This window comes from Patulibacter minatonensis DSM 18081, from assembly GCF_000519325.1.
GTDB lineage: Bacteria > Actinomycetota > Thermoleophilia > Solirubrobacterales > Solirubrobacteraceae > Patulibacter > Patulibacter minatonensis.
Genome location: NZ_KI912613.1, coordinates 1,242,262 through 1,255,148 on the forward strand (window position 1 = coordinate 1,242,262; position 12,887 = coordinate 1,255,148).

Sequence of the window (12,887 nt, forward strand, 5' to 3'; positions counted from 1 at the left end):
GCACTAGCGGAGGATCCGCAGACCGGCGTGCTTGGTCGACTCCTGCCGGCGTCCGCCGACGAAGAGCCAGATCCCGGCGATCACGGCGACGATGCCGACCGGCGGGAGCGCGACCGACAGCAGGGCCACGACGGCCGCGCCGAGGGCCCCGCCGACCGACAGGAGCGTCCGCTGCTCGTCCTCGAGCCGCGCGCGGGTCCGTCGCAGCAGGGCCTGCACGGCCACGCCCACGACGAGGGCCGCGAGCCCGCCGGCGATCAGGCCCGGCCACCAGGTGTCGCTGCGGTCGGCGACCGTCGCCGCGGTGACCACCGCGCCGAACACCACCCCGAGGCCTATCAGCACGCGTTCCGCGAGCGGGGACTCCAGCTTCTTGCGGGCCACGAGGGCGAGGATCGCGAGCACGACGGCGAGACCGAGCAGCACCGGCGACTCGACGAACGAGAACGACGTGCCGTCGTAGTTCGCGCCGAGATCGAGCAGCCCGGCTCCCGCGGCGACCGCCAGCGGGAGGAAGGGGCTGACGCCGGCCGCGGCCGCGACGCCGATGCCTTGGAGGAGATCGAGGAGATAGTTCATGGAGGGCGGTACCGTTTCCCGCATGACTGTAGAGGACCAGGAGCCGACTCCCCCGCAGGGCACGCGCAACGCCGCAGCCGCTGCGGCGGGCGGCGCCGGGTCCGGTGAACACGGTGTGACGATCGGCGGCGCGGGCGCCCCCGCCAGGCCGGTCCCGGCGTTCGACGGCCACACGCCGGCGGTCCGCCAGACGGGCGACCTCGAGCGCTACGCCCGCCTCTTCTCCCAGCGGACGCGCGTCATGAAGCAGTCGGCGATGCGCGACCTCATGGCGCTCACCGAGCGCCCCGAGGTCATCTCGCTGGCCGGCGGCCTCGCCGACACGAAGCTCTTCCCCGCGGAGGACCTCGCGAAGGTCCTGTCGCACATGGCGGCCGGCGACTCGGCCCGGGCGCTGCAGTACGGCCCCACCGAGGGCCTGAACGAGATCCGCCCCTGCCTGGCCGAGGTCATGGCGGCGGAGGGCACGATCGTCGACCCGGACGAGATCCTCGTGACCTCCGGCGGCCAGCAGGTGATCGACCTCGTCTGCAAGACGCTGGTCGACCCCGGCGACGTCGTCATCACCGAGGGTCCGACCTATCCGGGTGCCGTCCCGACCTTCTCGGCGTACGAGGCGAACCTCGTGCAGATCGAGATGGACGAGGACGGCATGCGGATCGACCTGCTCGAGGAGGCCCTGGACCGCCTCGCCGAGGAGGGCCGCCGTCCGAAGTTCATCTACACGATCCCGACGTTCCAGAACCCGGGCGGCGTGACGATGTCGCTCGAGCGTCGGCACCAGCTCGTGAAGATCGCGCAGGAGCAGCAGATCCTCGTGCTCGAGGACAACCCGTACGGGCTGCTGCGCTACGAGGGCGACCCGCTCCCGACCCTGCTGTCGCTCGACGGCGGCCGGTTCGTGATCTACGCCGGCACGCTCTCGAAGATCCTCTCCCCCGGCATCCGCGTCGGGTGGGCCGTCGCGCCCGCGCCCGTCCGCCAGAAGATGGTGATCGGCAAGGCCGGCAGCGACCTGAACTCGTCGTCGCTGTCGCAGTTGTTCGTGGCGTACTACTTCCGCGAGCGCGACTGGCGCGACTACGTCCGGCAGCAGGCGGAGGTCTACGAGGCCCGCCGCGACGTGATGCTCGAGGCCCTGACCCGCCACATGCCCGAGGGCACGACGTGGACCCGGCCGCAGGGCGGGCTCTTCGTGTGGCTGACGCTGCCGTCCCAGATCGACACGACCGACCTGCTCGCCCGCGCGCTGCAGCACGACGTGGCGTTCGTCCCGGGCCGCGGCGCGTTCCTGGACGGTCGTGGCGGCAACTCGATGCGGATCAACTTCTCCGGCGTCACGGAGGACGAGATCCGCGAGGGCATCAGCCGCGTCGGCTCCGTCATCGCCGAGCAGCTCGAGCTCTACGCCTCGATCGCCGGCACGCCCCGCCCGCGCGGCGGCTCGACCCGCGGCGGCTCGACCGGCACGCCTGCGGCCCCGGGTCCGACCGGCCCGTCGATCGTGCCGCTCCGGACCGCCGGCCGCCGCCGGGGGACCGCCTGATGCGCGTCGCCGTCCTCCAGGGCGGCCGGTCGCTCGAGCGCCAGGTCTCGCTGCAGTCGGGGCAGCGCGTCGAGGAGTCGCTGCGCCGGCTCGGCCACGAGGTCCACGGGGTCGACATCGACCACGCGTTCGTCCGCAGCCTCGGCGAGCTGCGGCCCGACGTCGCGTTCGTCGCCCTGCACGGCGAGGACGGCGAGGACGGGACGGTCCAGGAGCTCCTCGAGGTCCTCGGCATCCCCTACACCGGGTCGGCCCCCGCCGCCTGCGAGCGGTGCTGGGACAAGGTCGTCGCCAAGCGCACCCTCGCCGACGCCGGCATCGCGACGCCCGACGCCGTCTCGGTGTCGGAGTCGGCGTTCAAGCAGCTCGGCGCGGCCGACGCCCTCGGCCTCGTCGGCGAGCGCATCGGCTTCCCACTCGTCGTCAAGCCGTCGCGCCAAGGGTCGGCGCTCGGCCTCCGGATGGTCCAGAGCGCCGGGGAGGCCCCGGCGGCGCTCGTCGCCGCGCTCTCCTACGACGACCGGGTCCTGCTCGAGCGCTTCGTCGACGGCCGCGACCTGTCCGTGTCGGTCCTCGGGGGCGAGACGCTGCCGATCGTCGAGGTGCAGCCCGGGGACCTCGACCCCTACTCGGCCCGGTACACGATCGGGCAGAGCACGTTCACGTGCCCGGCGGACCTCGACGCCGCGACCCTCGCCGCCGCAGAGTCGCTGGCGCTCCGGGCGTTCGAGGCGCTGGGCTGCCGCGGGTTCGCCCGCGTCGACCTCCTGGTCGACCGGACCACCGGCGACCTCACGGTGCTCGAGGTCGACGCGGTGCCCGGGCTCACGCACACGAGCTACCTGCCTGTCGCCGCGGAGGCAGCGGGCATCGGCTTCGACGCGCTCGTGGAGCGCCTCGTCGGCCTGGCGCTGCAGCAGGCGCCGACCGCGGCGTAGCGCGCCCTGCAGGATCCGTTGCAGGGGAACGCCGGGGCGCCACCTGCAAGGGATCCTGCGCGGCGGTCCTACCCCTGCTGGCCGAAGTCGTCCGGCGAGACGTCGTCGAGGAAGCTGCGGAAGCGGTCGACGACGTCGTCGGCCTCCTCCGAGCCCTTGTCGAACTCGATCGCCGACTCCTCGACGACGTCGTCCGCCGCGTAGATCGGCGCGCCGCAGCGCACGGCGAACGCGAGGGCGTCAGAGGGCCGCGAATCGACCTCGACCTCCCTCCCGTTGAGGTCGAGGGTGATGGTCGCGTAGAAGGTGTTGTCCCGCAGCTCGGTCACCGCGACCTTCGTGCACTTGACCTCGAACTGCTCGAGGACGTCGACCATCAGGTCGTGCGTCATTGGGCGCGGCGTGGAGGCGCCCTGCAGCCGCATCAGGATGGCCGCGGCCTCGGGGTGCCCGATCCAGATCGGGAGGAAGCGGTTGGACTCGGCGCACTTCAGGAGCACGATCGGCTGCTTGCCGACCATGTCGAAGCTCACGCCGTAGATGGTCATCTCCTGCATGCTCGTACTCCGCGGGGAGGGTGCGGTGGACCAGAAGGCCGACTCGGCATCCTGCTCCACGAGTATAGGCCGGGGGTCGGGCGAGCCCCGTGGGCGGGGTCACGGCGGGCGGATCCCGTGGCCGTGCGCGCCCCCGGAACGAGCAACGGCCCGCAAGGCGGGCCGCTGGGCAGTGGGCGATCCTGGATTCGAACCAGGGACCTCTTCCTTATCAGAGAAGCGCTCTAACCGACTGAGCTAATCGCCCCGAGGACGGGGAAGACTACCGCAGAATCTCGCACGATGCCTCGTGGCCCGCCGGTCGCGATCGCCCGCCCTCACCGGCGATCAGGCGTCCAGGCGCTCCATCAGGCGCCGGGCCGCGCCGGCGTCGCGGAGGGTGATCTCGATCGCGAAGCCGTCGCCCTTCGGCCTGACCTCCACGTCGTGGCCCATCCGCCGGCCGAGGCGGTCGCTGAGGTCCGTCGCAGCGGCGACCTGGTCCGCCGGCGCGACCTCCCGGGAGCGCTTCGCCCGGCTGCCCGTCCCCTCGGTGCGGGCCTTCTGCTCGAGGACGCGCACGGACCACCCCTGGTCGGCCGCGGTCTGGGCGAGCACCTTGCGGGCCTCGTGGCCGTCCGCCAGGAGCACGGCACGCCCGTGGCCCTCCGTCAGCCGCCCCTCACCGATCAGGTCGAGCGTCTCGTCGGGCAGGTCGAGGATCCGCAGCAGGTTGGAGATCGCCACGCGGGACCGACCGACCATGCGCCCGACGGCCTCACGGGTGAGCCCCATGTCGTCGACCAGGGCGGAGATCGCCCGGGCCTCCTCCACCGGGTTGAGGTCCGCCCGGGCCATGTTCTCGACGAGCGCCGCTTGGAGCGTCGTCGCGTCGTCGCGCTCCTGGACGAGCGCCGGCAGCTCGCCGAGGCCGGCGAGCTGCGTCGCCCGCCACCGGCGCTCCCCCGCCACGAGCTCGTAGCGGCCCCCGGGCATCGGGCGGACGAGGACGGGCTGGAGCATCCCGCGATCGGCGATCGAGTCCGCCAGCGCCTGCAGGGCGTCCTGGTCGAACGTGCGGCGCGGCTGGTTCGGGTTCGGGACCACGAGCTCGACCGGGAGGGTCCGGAGCTCCGCGCGGCGCTCCCCGCCGGGCTCGGACTGCTCGTCGGCGGAGAGGATCGCGGCGAGGCCGCGGCCCATCCCGCGCTGCTTCGGCTTAGCCACGGGCCACCATCTCCTTCGCGAGGTCGAAGTACGCGGTCGCGCCGTTGGAGTGCGGGTCGTGATGGATGACGGGGATCCCGTAGCTCGGGGCCTCGCTGATCCGCACGTTCCGCGGGATCACGGTCTGGAACACGAGCTCGGGGAAGTGCTCCCGGACCTCGCGTTCGACGTCGTGCGCGAGCCGCGTGCGCGTGTCGTGCATCGTCAGGAGCATGCCCGCGATCGCGAGCCGCGGGTTCAGTCGCCGCTGGATCAGGCCCAGCGTGTCGAGCAGCCCGGCGAGTCCCTCGAGCGCGAAGTACTCCGCCTGCACGGGGACGATCACCCGGTCGGCCGCCACGAGGGCGTTGATGGTGAGCGGGCCGAGCGACGGCGGGCAGTCGAGCAGGATGAAGCGGTAGTCCTCACGGATCGGCTCCAAGGCGTCCCGGAGGCGCCCGTCGCTGCCGGACTCGCGGGCCAGCTCGACGGTGGCCGCTGCGAGATCCGGGTTGGCCGGCAGCAGCGACAGCCCGTCGATGGAGGTCGGGATCACGGCGTCGGAGGCCGGCGCATCACCCCGGAGCACGTCGTAGACGCTCGGCTCCGAGTGCTTGTCGATCCCGAGCGCCACCGTGGCGTTCGCCTGGGCGTCGATGTCGATGAGGAGCGTCCGGTACCCGGCCTCCGCGATGCAGGCGGCGAGGTTGACGGCGGTGGTCGTCTTCCCCACGCCGCCCTTCTGGTTCGCAATGGCGTAGATCGTTCCCAAGGGCCTCCGAGGGTACCGGGCGCACCCCCGGGACGACCGCTGCGAACCCGCTCCTAGCGCGTTTCACGTGAAACGTTCGCGCCGTGGTGCGCGGGGTCGCACCCTCGACGCGGGCCGACCTCAGGACCACACCAGGGTCGCGACCGACGATGCCGCCCGCCGCCGGCCCCGCACCTCGACCCGTCGCGCGCGACGTGGCCTGACGGGCCAGGCGGAAGCGGAGGACGCACTCCTGCCCAGACGCCGATGAGACCTGCGCCATGCGACGACGGTCGACATCGGCGTCGCCCCGGGGCCTCTCGAAAGGCGCCAGATGTTTCACGTGAAACACCCGAGGTCCATCGTCCGCGGCGCGGCGCGCATGCCGACACAGCACCCCGAGGCCTCCGTCGACGGTCTCGGGCGAGGGTTCGTCCCTCGCCCCCCGGGGCCGAGCACCGTCCGTCGGCGTCGTCCACACGGGCCGGAGGCGCGACGAAAATAAGCGTGGCACGCACCGACACGGGGTACCGCCTGTGTGCCCGTCCCGGTCCTCCGAGCCCCGAGCAGCGGCGGACCCGAGCGCGGGTCGTCACCGCGGGTGTCGCGGGCGGGCTCTCCCTCGCGGCGACGGCCGCCGGCGTCGCGGCGACCACCGGCGGCCCGGACACGGACCGCGCGGACCGCGTCGCCACCGTCGCGGCGGCGACGTGCCGCACCGTCCGTCCCCCCGGGCGACAGCCCGTTGCAGTTCGGCGACTACGCGTCCGGAGGGCTCCGGGTCCGGTTCGGCGAGAACGCGTCCGCGGGAGCCATCGCGGAGATCGTCACGCCCTCGGGCGCCCGGGCCCGCATCCTTCGCCGCGGGGTGACGATCTACGGGCTCGGGGGCTACGTGAACGACCTGGACGGCGACCATCGCCGCGAGAGCGCGATGGAGCTCTCGGTGGGCGGCGAGAACCTGGTCTCGATCGTCTTCTCCCGCGAGCTCTCGCGCCTGCGGAGGCCGGTCTCGTACCGCGACCTCCACCCGCTCGAGATCCGATGGACGCGCGAGGCCCGTCCGGTCAACGGCCTCCGGCGCGTGGCCGACTGCGACGGCGACCGGCGACCGGAGCTCGTCGTGCAGACCTCCGAGGACCGCTGCCCCGGCGGGTGCTCGGAGACCGGTCCCCGGACGAGGCGGCTCCGGGCCTACGTCGTGTCCGGGCGCGACGCCCGGGCAGGGCGCGTCCGCGTCGGTGGACGGCGCGCCCCCCTGGCCCACACGGTCGACGAGGACTGACGGACCGGCGCTCCTCAGCGCAGCGGCTTGCGCAGCGCAGCGCCGGCCTGGCGCGGGAAGCCCTTGGGCGTCGGGCCGCTCTTGATCAGGACCACCAGCTGGCGGCGCGTGGCCTCGGGCCACGGGGCGACGGGGAGCTGCTCGGGCGGAGACATCCGGAGCTGCTTGGCGACCGACCGGGCGACGGTCTCCTCCTCGCCCTCGATCGACCCCTTCCAGGCGACGAGGCGGCCGCCGGGGGTCAGGAGCGGGCACGCGTACTCGATGAGCACGCCGAGCTGGGCGACGGCCCGGGCGGTGACCACCTCGGCCCAGCCCTGCCCCTCCCACCAGGCCTCCGCGCGGGCGTGCACGCCCCGGACGTTGGTCAGGCCCATGCGCTCGGCACACGACACCGTCCAGGCGACCTTCTTGCCGACGGTGTCGAGCGCGACGACCTCCATGTCGGGACGTGCAGCGGCGAGCACCAGCGCCGGCACCCCGGCACCGGTGCCGACGTCCACGACCCGGGAGGCGCGGGACAGCGCGGGGACGACGAGGCCGGACAGCCCGTCGGCGACGTGCCGGTCGACGGCCTCGGCCGGATCGCGCACGGTCGTGGCGGCGTGCTCGTCCGTCGCGTAGACGTCGAGCAGCACGCGCAGCTGGTCGACCGCCCGTCCGGCGAGGTCGTGCTCGGCGGCCAGCTCGTCGAGGCGCGCCTCGACCGCCGGATCGAACCGGGGGGCGTCCGTCATCGGCCGGCCCGCTGCAGGGCGGTCACGCGGTGGGGCGCGTGACGACGAGGTGCCGCTCGGGCTCGTCGCCCTCGCTGTGCGTGCCGACGTCGCCGCGCTCGCGGAGACGCTCGTGGACGAACCGCCGCTCGCTGGCGGTCATCGGATCGAGGGCGACGGGCTCGCCGGAGCGCAGGGCGCGGTCCGCGGCCTCCTCGGCGACGCGCTCGAGGATCGCCTCGCGGCGGGTCCGGTAGTCGCCGGCGTCGACCGTGACCACCCAGTCCCCGCCCGGGGCGTGCTTGGCGGCGATGCGGGTCGCGAGGTGCTGGACGGCGTCGATGACGTGGCCGTGGCGACCGATGAAGGGCGCCACCTGGTCGCCGCGGAGGGTCGCGGTGATCCGCGGGCCCTGACGGGTGACCTCGACCTCGTCGCCGGCGTCGATCGCCGCGGCGACCCGTCCGACGAGCGTGCCGACCTCGGAGGCGATGCGATCACCGATGACGTCGTCGGACCCCATGCCTAGCGCCTCCGGCCGGACTTCTTCTTCTTGCGCTTGCGCGGGGGAGGCGGCGGCGCGGGGCCTCCGCCGGCGGCCTTCACGGCGACCGCGCCACCCGCGTCGACGTCGTCCTCGGGCACCGGCTCGTGCTTGACGTGGCCGAAGACCTGGATCAGGCCCCACTGCTGCACCAGGGTGAAGACGTTCGTGGTGATCCAGTAGAGGAACAGGCCGGACGGCGGCTTGATCGGGATCAGGAAGAAGACGAAGATCAGCGGCAGCGCCAGCATCAGGCGCTTCTGGTTCTTGTCCGCGGTCGGCGGCATGTTCACGATCGACGACGCCATCTGCGAGCCGACGTAGAGGACCAGGAGGAGCACCAGGAGGCTGCCCGTCGCGACCGCCGTGATGTCGTGGATGCCGATGAAGCTCTCGCCGAAGCCGCCGATCGAGCGGCCCATCTCCTTGAACCGCGCGACGTCCGTGTCGAACGTGCTCGAGTCGTAGTGGAAGCCGGTCGAGGGATTCGGGACCTCGCTGCAGCCCACGTCGTGCGGCAGCCCCAGGCTGCGACCACCACCACAGATCTCGAACTTCAGGTCCGTGCGGAGCATGTAGTAGAACGAGATCAGGAACGGGATCTGCACCAGGAGCGGCAGACAGGACCCGAACGGGTTGACCTTGTGCTCCGAGTACAACTTCATCGTCTCCTGCTGGAGACGCGCCTTGTCGTCCTTGTACTTCGTCTGCAGCGCCTTCATCTGCGGCGTGATCGCCTGCAGGCCGCGCATCGACTTGAAGGACTTGACGCCCAGCGGCAGCACGCAGAGGCGCAGCAGGATCGTCAGCAGGATGATCGACAGACCCCAGCCGATGCCGATCTGATCGTGGAAGAACTCCAGGATCGGCAGGAACAGGTTGATGAGCCACTGGATCGGGGCGATGATGGCTACGGGCATGGAACTCGTTCGGTCGATCAGGACGAGGGAGAGGAACGGCGGGGGCGGAACAGCCGCTGGGCCGACACGGGATCGTATCCGCCGTGGCTCCAGGGGTTGCACCTGAGGATCCGCCACGCGCCGAGCACGAGGCCGCGGAGGACGCCCTCGGTACGGATCGCCTCGGCGGCGTAGTGGCTGCAGGTCGGCTCGTACTTGCAGGACCGCGGCAGCGCCGGCGAGATCACGCGCTGGTAGAGCCGGATCGGTGAGATCACGACGGTGCGCAGGACGGACATCAGCCCGGGGACTCCGCGGCGGCCGCCGGAGCGGCCTTCTCGACCAGCTCGCCGAGGGCGCCGGCCATGCCGGACAGGCCCTCGCGGTCGGCCAGCGCCAGCGCGTCGGGTCGGGCGACGAGGACGAGGTCGACCGCCGAGAAGCGGTCGGTGTGCTCCCGCATCGCCTCGCGCAGCAGGCGCTTGACGAGGTTGCGCTCGACGGACCCGCCGACGCGACGGGACACGCTGAGGCCGACCCGCGGATCGCGGGCCTCGTCGGCGTCGTCCCGCGGGAACAGGTGCAGCACCAGGTGGCGGTTGCCGTACGAACGCCCCTTGCGGAACACGCGCTCGAAGTCGGCGCTGCGGGTCAGGCGACCCCGCTTCGACCGCGGCGCGGCCGGACGGGGATCAGGCATGACTCAGACGGTGAGCTTGCGACGGCCCTTGGCGCGACGGCGCTTCAGGACCTCGCGGCCGGCCTTGGTGGACATCCGCTCGCGGAAGCCGTGGGTGCGGGCGCGCTTGCGCTTCTTCGGCTGGTAGGTGCGCTTCATGGTGAGAGCTCGGGTCGAGGGACCTGCGCTTCAGAGCAGGCACGACGGCCTGCCCGGCGCGGGCACGGAACGAGCAGTCTAGCGACCGGACGGCCGCCGAGCGGAGCGGTCATAGAGCACCCCTCGGACGGACCTCCGGGGGGTCCGAGAGGTCTTTGCCGCTCTTTCCGGGAACTCCGGCCACGAGGGCCGGAACTGGTCCGTCGCGCCGACGGACCGCTGGTATATTCGCGGCTCGCCGTCACCCCGGGTGACGGCCGCCTCCGGGCCCGCTCCGCGGTCCCTCCTCCGTCTCTCTCTCCGTCGCTCGTCGAGCGGCCCTGTCGTCCTGCCCGTGAACCACTCCGACCTCGAACGCGCCTGGATCGCCATCGTCGACGATGCGCGGGTCCAGATCGGAGACGGGGCCTGGGACAGCTGGCTCGCGGTCCTGCGCCCGGTGTCGACCGACGGCCACCAGCTGTGGGTCCAGGCGCCGCCCCACGCGCGCACGTGGATCGAGGCGCGCCTGGTGCCGCTCCTCAGCGACAGCGCGAGCCGCGTGCTGCGCCGGCCGCTGCTCGTGCGGCTCGCCACGGACGAGCCGAGCCCCGGGTCGTCGACACCGGGCGGTCAGGGCGGAGCCGGAGCGGCCACCGCCGAGGGCCTCCCCGCCGAGCGGCCGTTCACCCCGCGGTTCCGGTTCGAGGAGTTCGTGCTCGGACCGTCCAACCGGTTCGCGCACGCCGCGGCGCTGACGGTGGCCGAGAGCCCGGGCGTCGCCTACAACCCCCTGTTCCTCTACGGGCCGCCCGGGACGGGCAAGACGCACCTCCTGCACGCGATCGGCCAGTACGCGCGGCAGCACCACGAGGGGCTGCGTGTCCGGTACGCCACCGCCGAGACGTTCACGAGCGAGTTCACCGGCGCGCTGCGCAGCAAGGGGATCACGGCGTTCAAGGAGCGGTACCGCGAGCTCGACCTGCTCCTGATCGACGACGCGCAGTTCCTCATGGGCAAGAAGGCGACGGAGGAGGAGTTCTTCCACACCTTCAACGCCCTCCACGAGGCCGGCGCCCAGATCGTCATCACGGCGGACCGCGTCCCCGACGACATGGGGCAGCTCGAGCAGCGGCTGCGCGACCGCTTCGCTTCCGGCCTCGCGGCGGAGGTCGAGCCGCCCGACCTCGCCACGCGCCTGATGGTCCTGCGCAAGCGCGTCACCGGGCAGGCCATCGAGCTGACCGACCCCGGCGCCCTGGAGGAGATCGCCCGGCACGTCAGCACCAGCGTCCGCGCCGTCGAGGCCGCGCTCGTCCGCGTCGTGGCCTACGCCTCGCTGACCGACCGGCCCCTGACGTCGGGGCTCGCGCAGGAGGTCCTCGGGTCGCTGTACCCGGGGCGCACGCGGACGCCGGGCCAGCGCACCGACGACCCGGTCCTCGAGCCCGTCACCACCTCCCACGTCCTCACCGCGATCTCCCGGACGTTCGGGATCTCCGAGGACGACCTGCTCTCGCGGCGCTCCGACAAGCGCCTGTCGTGGGCCCGGAAGCTCGCCATGTACCTCGCGCGTGAGGAGACGGGTGCGTCGTACCCGTCGCTCGGGCGCGACTTCGGCGGGCGGAACCACACCACCGTCATGTCCGCCTGGAAGAGCGTCGGCGAGCGGATCGACCGCGATCCGAACGCACAGGTCGACCTCGCACGTGTGCGTTCGCTGCTCCAGGTTGTGCGCGAGGGCGAGGGCACCGGCGGCGACGGTCCACAGGACGACCGCCGTGGCTGACAGACTGCACAGCGCCCTGTGCGTGGTCGCCGCTCCGCGGATCCCGGTCACGACGGGGGATCCGGGTCTCCGGGATGCTCCCCGCACAGGACGCACAGGGCTTCCTACGACTCCTGATCACTCTTCTCTCCCGAGGACTCCAAGGTGAAACTGCACACCGCCGCACAGGACCTGCTGGGTCACCTCCAGTCGCTGAGCCGCATCGCGTCGGGCCGGCTGGCGAACCCGACGCTGTCCGGTGTCCAGATCGCGGCGACCGGCGACGGCATCGAGCTGCGCGCCACCGACCTCCAGGTCGGACTGCGCATCAAGCTCGAGGGCGACGTCGAACGTCCCGGCACCGTCGTCCTCCCGGCGCGGCTGCTGCTCGACATCACCCGGCAGGCCCCCGGTCCCCGGGTGACGCTCGAGCTGCGCACCGAGGAGCAGGACGTCGAGGTCACCGCAGGGTCGGCGGTCTTCCACCTGCGGACGCTCCGCGGCGAGGACTTCCCGCCGCTGCCCGAGCCCTCGGGAGCGGCGGGCGTCGACGTCTCGGCCGCGGCGTTCGTCGCGACGACGGCGAAGGTCGTCCGCTCGGCGGCCAAGGACGACACCCGGCCGCTGCTGGCGTGCGTGCTGGTGCGGGCCGAGGGCGAGGTCCTGACGATGGTGGCGACGGATTCGTACCGGCTGTCGGAGAAGAAGACGACGCTCGAGAGCCCGCTGGAGGGCTCCTTCGAGGCCAACGTGCCGGCGCGGGTGATGCAGGAGCTCGAGCGCCTGGTGCCGGCGAGCGGCGCCGAGAGCCTCACGGTCGCCCGCGGCGAGAACCAGGTGCTGTTCACCGTCGGCGAGCACGTGCTGAGCTCCCGCCTGGTCGACGGCACCTTCCCGCAGTACCGCTCGCTGATCCCGGAGACGTTCGACCACGAGCTCCGGGTCTCCACGAGCGAGCTGCGCGAGGTCGTCTCCCGCGTGTCGCTGCTGGCCCAGAAGGCCGCGGCGCTCAGCCTGGCGTTCAGCGAGGGCGAGCTCGTCGTCTCCGCCCAGACGCAGGACGTCGGCGAGGCCCGCGAGGCCCTGCCCGTCCCGTTCCACGGAGAGGCGTTCGCGATCGGCTTCAACCCGGAGTACCTGCGGGACGGCCTCGACACGATCGACGGCGACGAGGTGCTGCTGCGCCTGACGAGCCCGATCCGTCCCGGCCTGCTGCAGACGACCGACGATCAGGGCTTCCTCTACCTGATCATGCCCATCCGCCTGAACTCCTAGGACCGGGGCATCACGGACCCGGGAGTC

The 12,887-nt window shown here is 72.6% G+C and carries 15 protein-coding genes and 1 tRNA gene; 5 read left to right on the forward strand and 11 right to left on the reverse strand.

What is annotated here, in order from left to right; translation table 11 throughout:
- Positions 1-3 precede the first annotated feature (3 nt).
- The gene (locus PATMI_RS0105700) at positions 4-579 is read right to left on the reverse strand and encodes a DUF4126 domain-containing protein (RefSeq protein WP_026910186.1); all 576 of its coding nucleotides are present in this window, start codon (positions 577-579) and stop codon (positions 4-6) included.
- Positions 580-601: 22 nt separating this feature from the next.
- Here PATMI_RS0105700 and PATMI_RS27695 point away from each other — a divergent pair, with 22 nt between their 5' ends.
- Together PATMI_RS27695 and PATMI_RS27700 are read left to right on the forward strand one after the other, a co-directional pair.
- Entirely contained in the window at positions 602-2,125 is a 1,524-nt protein-coding gene (locus PATMI_RS27695; protein ID WP_084269712.1) for an aminotransferase-like domain-containing protein, read from the forward strand.
- Complete coding sequence (locus PATMI_RS27700; RefSeq protein ID WP_036725309.1) at positions 2,125-3,063, forward strand: D-alanine--D-alanine ligase family protein; 939 nt, start codon at positions 2,125-2,127, stop codon at positions 3,061-3,063. The genes PATMI_RS27695 and PATMI_RS27700 overlap by 1 nt, the downstream gene beginning before the upstream one ends.
- Before the next feature lie 68 nt (positions 3,064-3,131).
- Here the strand turns inward: PATMI_RS27700 and PATMI_RS0105715 are convergent, their stop codons facing one another.
- From PATMI_RS0105715 to PATMI_RS0105730, 4 genes are all read right to left on the reverse strand, one after another.
- Positions 3,132-3,611, reverse strand: a complete 480-nt coding sequence (locus tag PATMI_RS0105715) for a bifunctional nuclease family protein (RefSeq protein ID WP_245604106.1) — start codon at positions 3,609-3,611, stop codon at positions 3,132-3,134.
- 182 nt (positions 3,612-3,793) lie between these two features.
- Positions 3,794-3,867, reverse strand: a tRNA-Ile gene (locus PATMI_RS0105720).
- A gap of 80 nt (positions 3,868-3,947) precedes the next feature.
- Complete coding sequence (locus PATMI_RS0105725) at positions 3,948-4,826, reverse strand: ParB/RepB/Spo0J family partition protein (RefSeq protein ID WP_026910188.1); 879 nt, start codon at positions 4,824-4,826, stop codon at positions 3,948-3,950.
- Entirely contained in the window at positions 4,819-5,577 is a 759-nt protein-coding gene (locus PATMI_RS0105730; protein WP_026910189.1) for a ParA family protein, read from the reverse strand. The genes PATMI_RS0105725 and PATMI_RS0105730 overlap by 8 nt, the downstream gene beginning before the upstream one ends.
- Positions 5,578-6,301: 724 nt before the next feature.
- Between PATMI_RS0105730 and PATMI_RS0105735 the strand changes: the two genes are divergently transcribed.
- Positions 6,302-6,841, forward strand: a complete 540-nt coding sequence (locus PATMI_RS0105735) for a hypothetical protein (protein ID WP_026910190.1) — start codon at positions 6,302-6,304, stop codon at positions 6,839-6,841.
- A gap of 14 nt (positions 6,842-6,855) precedes the next feature.
- Here PATMI_RS0105735 and PATMI_RS27705 read toward each other — a convergent pair whose 3' ends face one another.
- The 6 genes from PATMI_RS27705 to rpmH are packed head-to-tail and all read right to left on the reverse strand — an operon-like array spanning position 6,856 to position 9,838.
- On the reverse strand, positions 6,856-7,578 hold the full coding sequence (locus PATMI_RS27705; RefSeq protein WP_051471101.1) for a 16S rRNA (guanine(527)-N(7))-methyltransferase RsmG: 723 nt from the start codon (positions 7,576-7,578) through the stop codon (positions 6,856-6,858).
- Between the two features lie 22 nt (positions 7,579-7,600).
- Complete coding sequence (locus PATMI_RS27710; protein WP_051471102.1) at positions 7,601-8,080, reverse strand: Jag family protein; 480 nt, start codon at positions 8,078-8,080, stop codon at positions 7,601-7,603.
- 2 nt (positions 8,081-8,082) lie between these two features.
- Positions 8,083-9,021, reverse strand: coding sequence for a YidC/Oxa1 family membrane protein insertase (locus PATMI_RS0105750; protein WP_026910191.1), 939 nt, complete (start codon positions 9,019-9,021; stop codon positions 8,083-8,085).
- 17 nt (positions 9,022-9,038) lie between these two features.
- Positions 9,039-9,299: a membrane protein insertion efficiency factor YidD gene (gene yidD, locus PATMI_RS0105755; protein WP_026910192.1), complete on the reverse strand. Its 261-nt coding sequence runs from the start codon at positions 9,297-9,299 to the stop codon at positions 9,039-9,041.
- On the reverse strand, positions 9,299-9,700 hold the full coding sequence (gene rnpA / locus PATMI_RS0105760) for a ribonuclease P protein component (protein ID WP_026910193.1): 402 nt from the start codon (positions 9,698-9,700) through the stop codon (positions 9,299-9,301). Before rnpA ends, yidD begins: the two co-directional genes overlap by 1 nt.
- 3 nt (positions 9,701-9,703) lie before the next feature.
- A complete protein-coding gene (gene rpmH, locus PATMI_RS0105765; RefSeq protein WP_026910194.1) occupies positions 9,704-9,838 on the reverse strand; it encodes a 50S ribosomal protein L34 in 135 nt (44 codons plus the stop codon).
- A gap of 334 nt (positions 9,839-10,172) precedes the next feature.
- Here rpmH and dnaA point away from each other — a divergent pair, with 334 nt between their 5' ends.
- Both dnaA and dnaN read left to right on the forward strand, forming a co-directional pair.
- Positions 10,173-11,606, forward strand: coding sequence for a chromosomal replication initiator protein DnaA (gene dnaA / locus PATMI_RS27715; RefSeq protein ID WP_051471103.1), 1,434 nt, complete (start codon positions 10,173-10,175; stop codon positions 11,604-11,606).
- A gap of 144 nt (positions 11,607-11,750) precedes the next feature.
- Positions 11,751-12,860 carry a DNA polymerase III subunit beta gene (dnaN, locus tag PATMI_RS0105775; RefSeq protein WP_026910195.1) on the forward strand — a complete coding sequence of 370 codons (1,110 nt, stop codon included), beginning with the start codon at positions 11,751-11,753 and terminating at the stop codon, positions 12,858-12,860.
- The last annotated feature ends 27 nt before the right edge of the window (positions 12,861-12,887 follow it).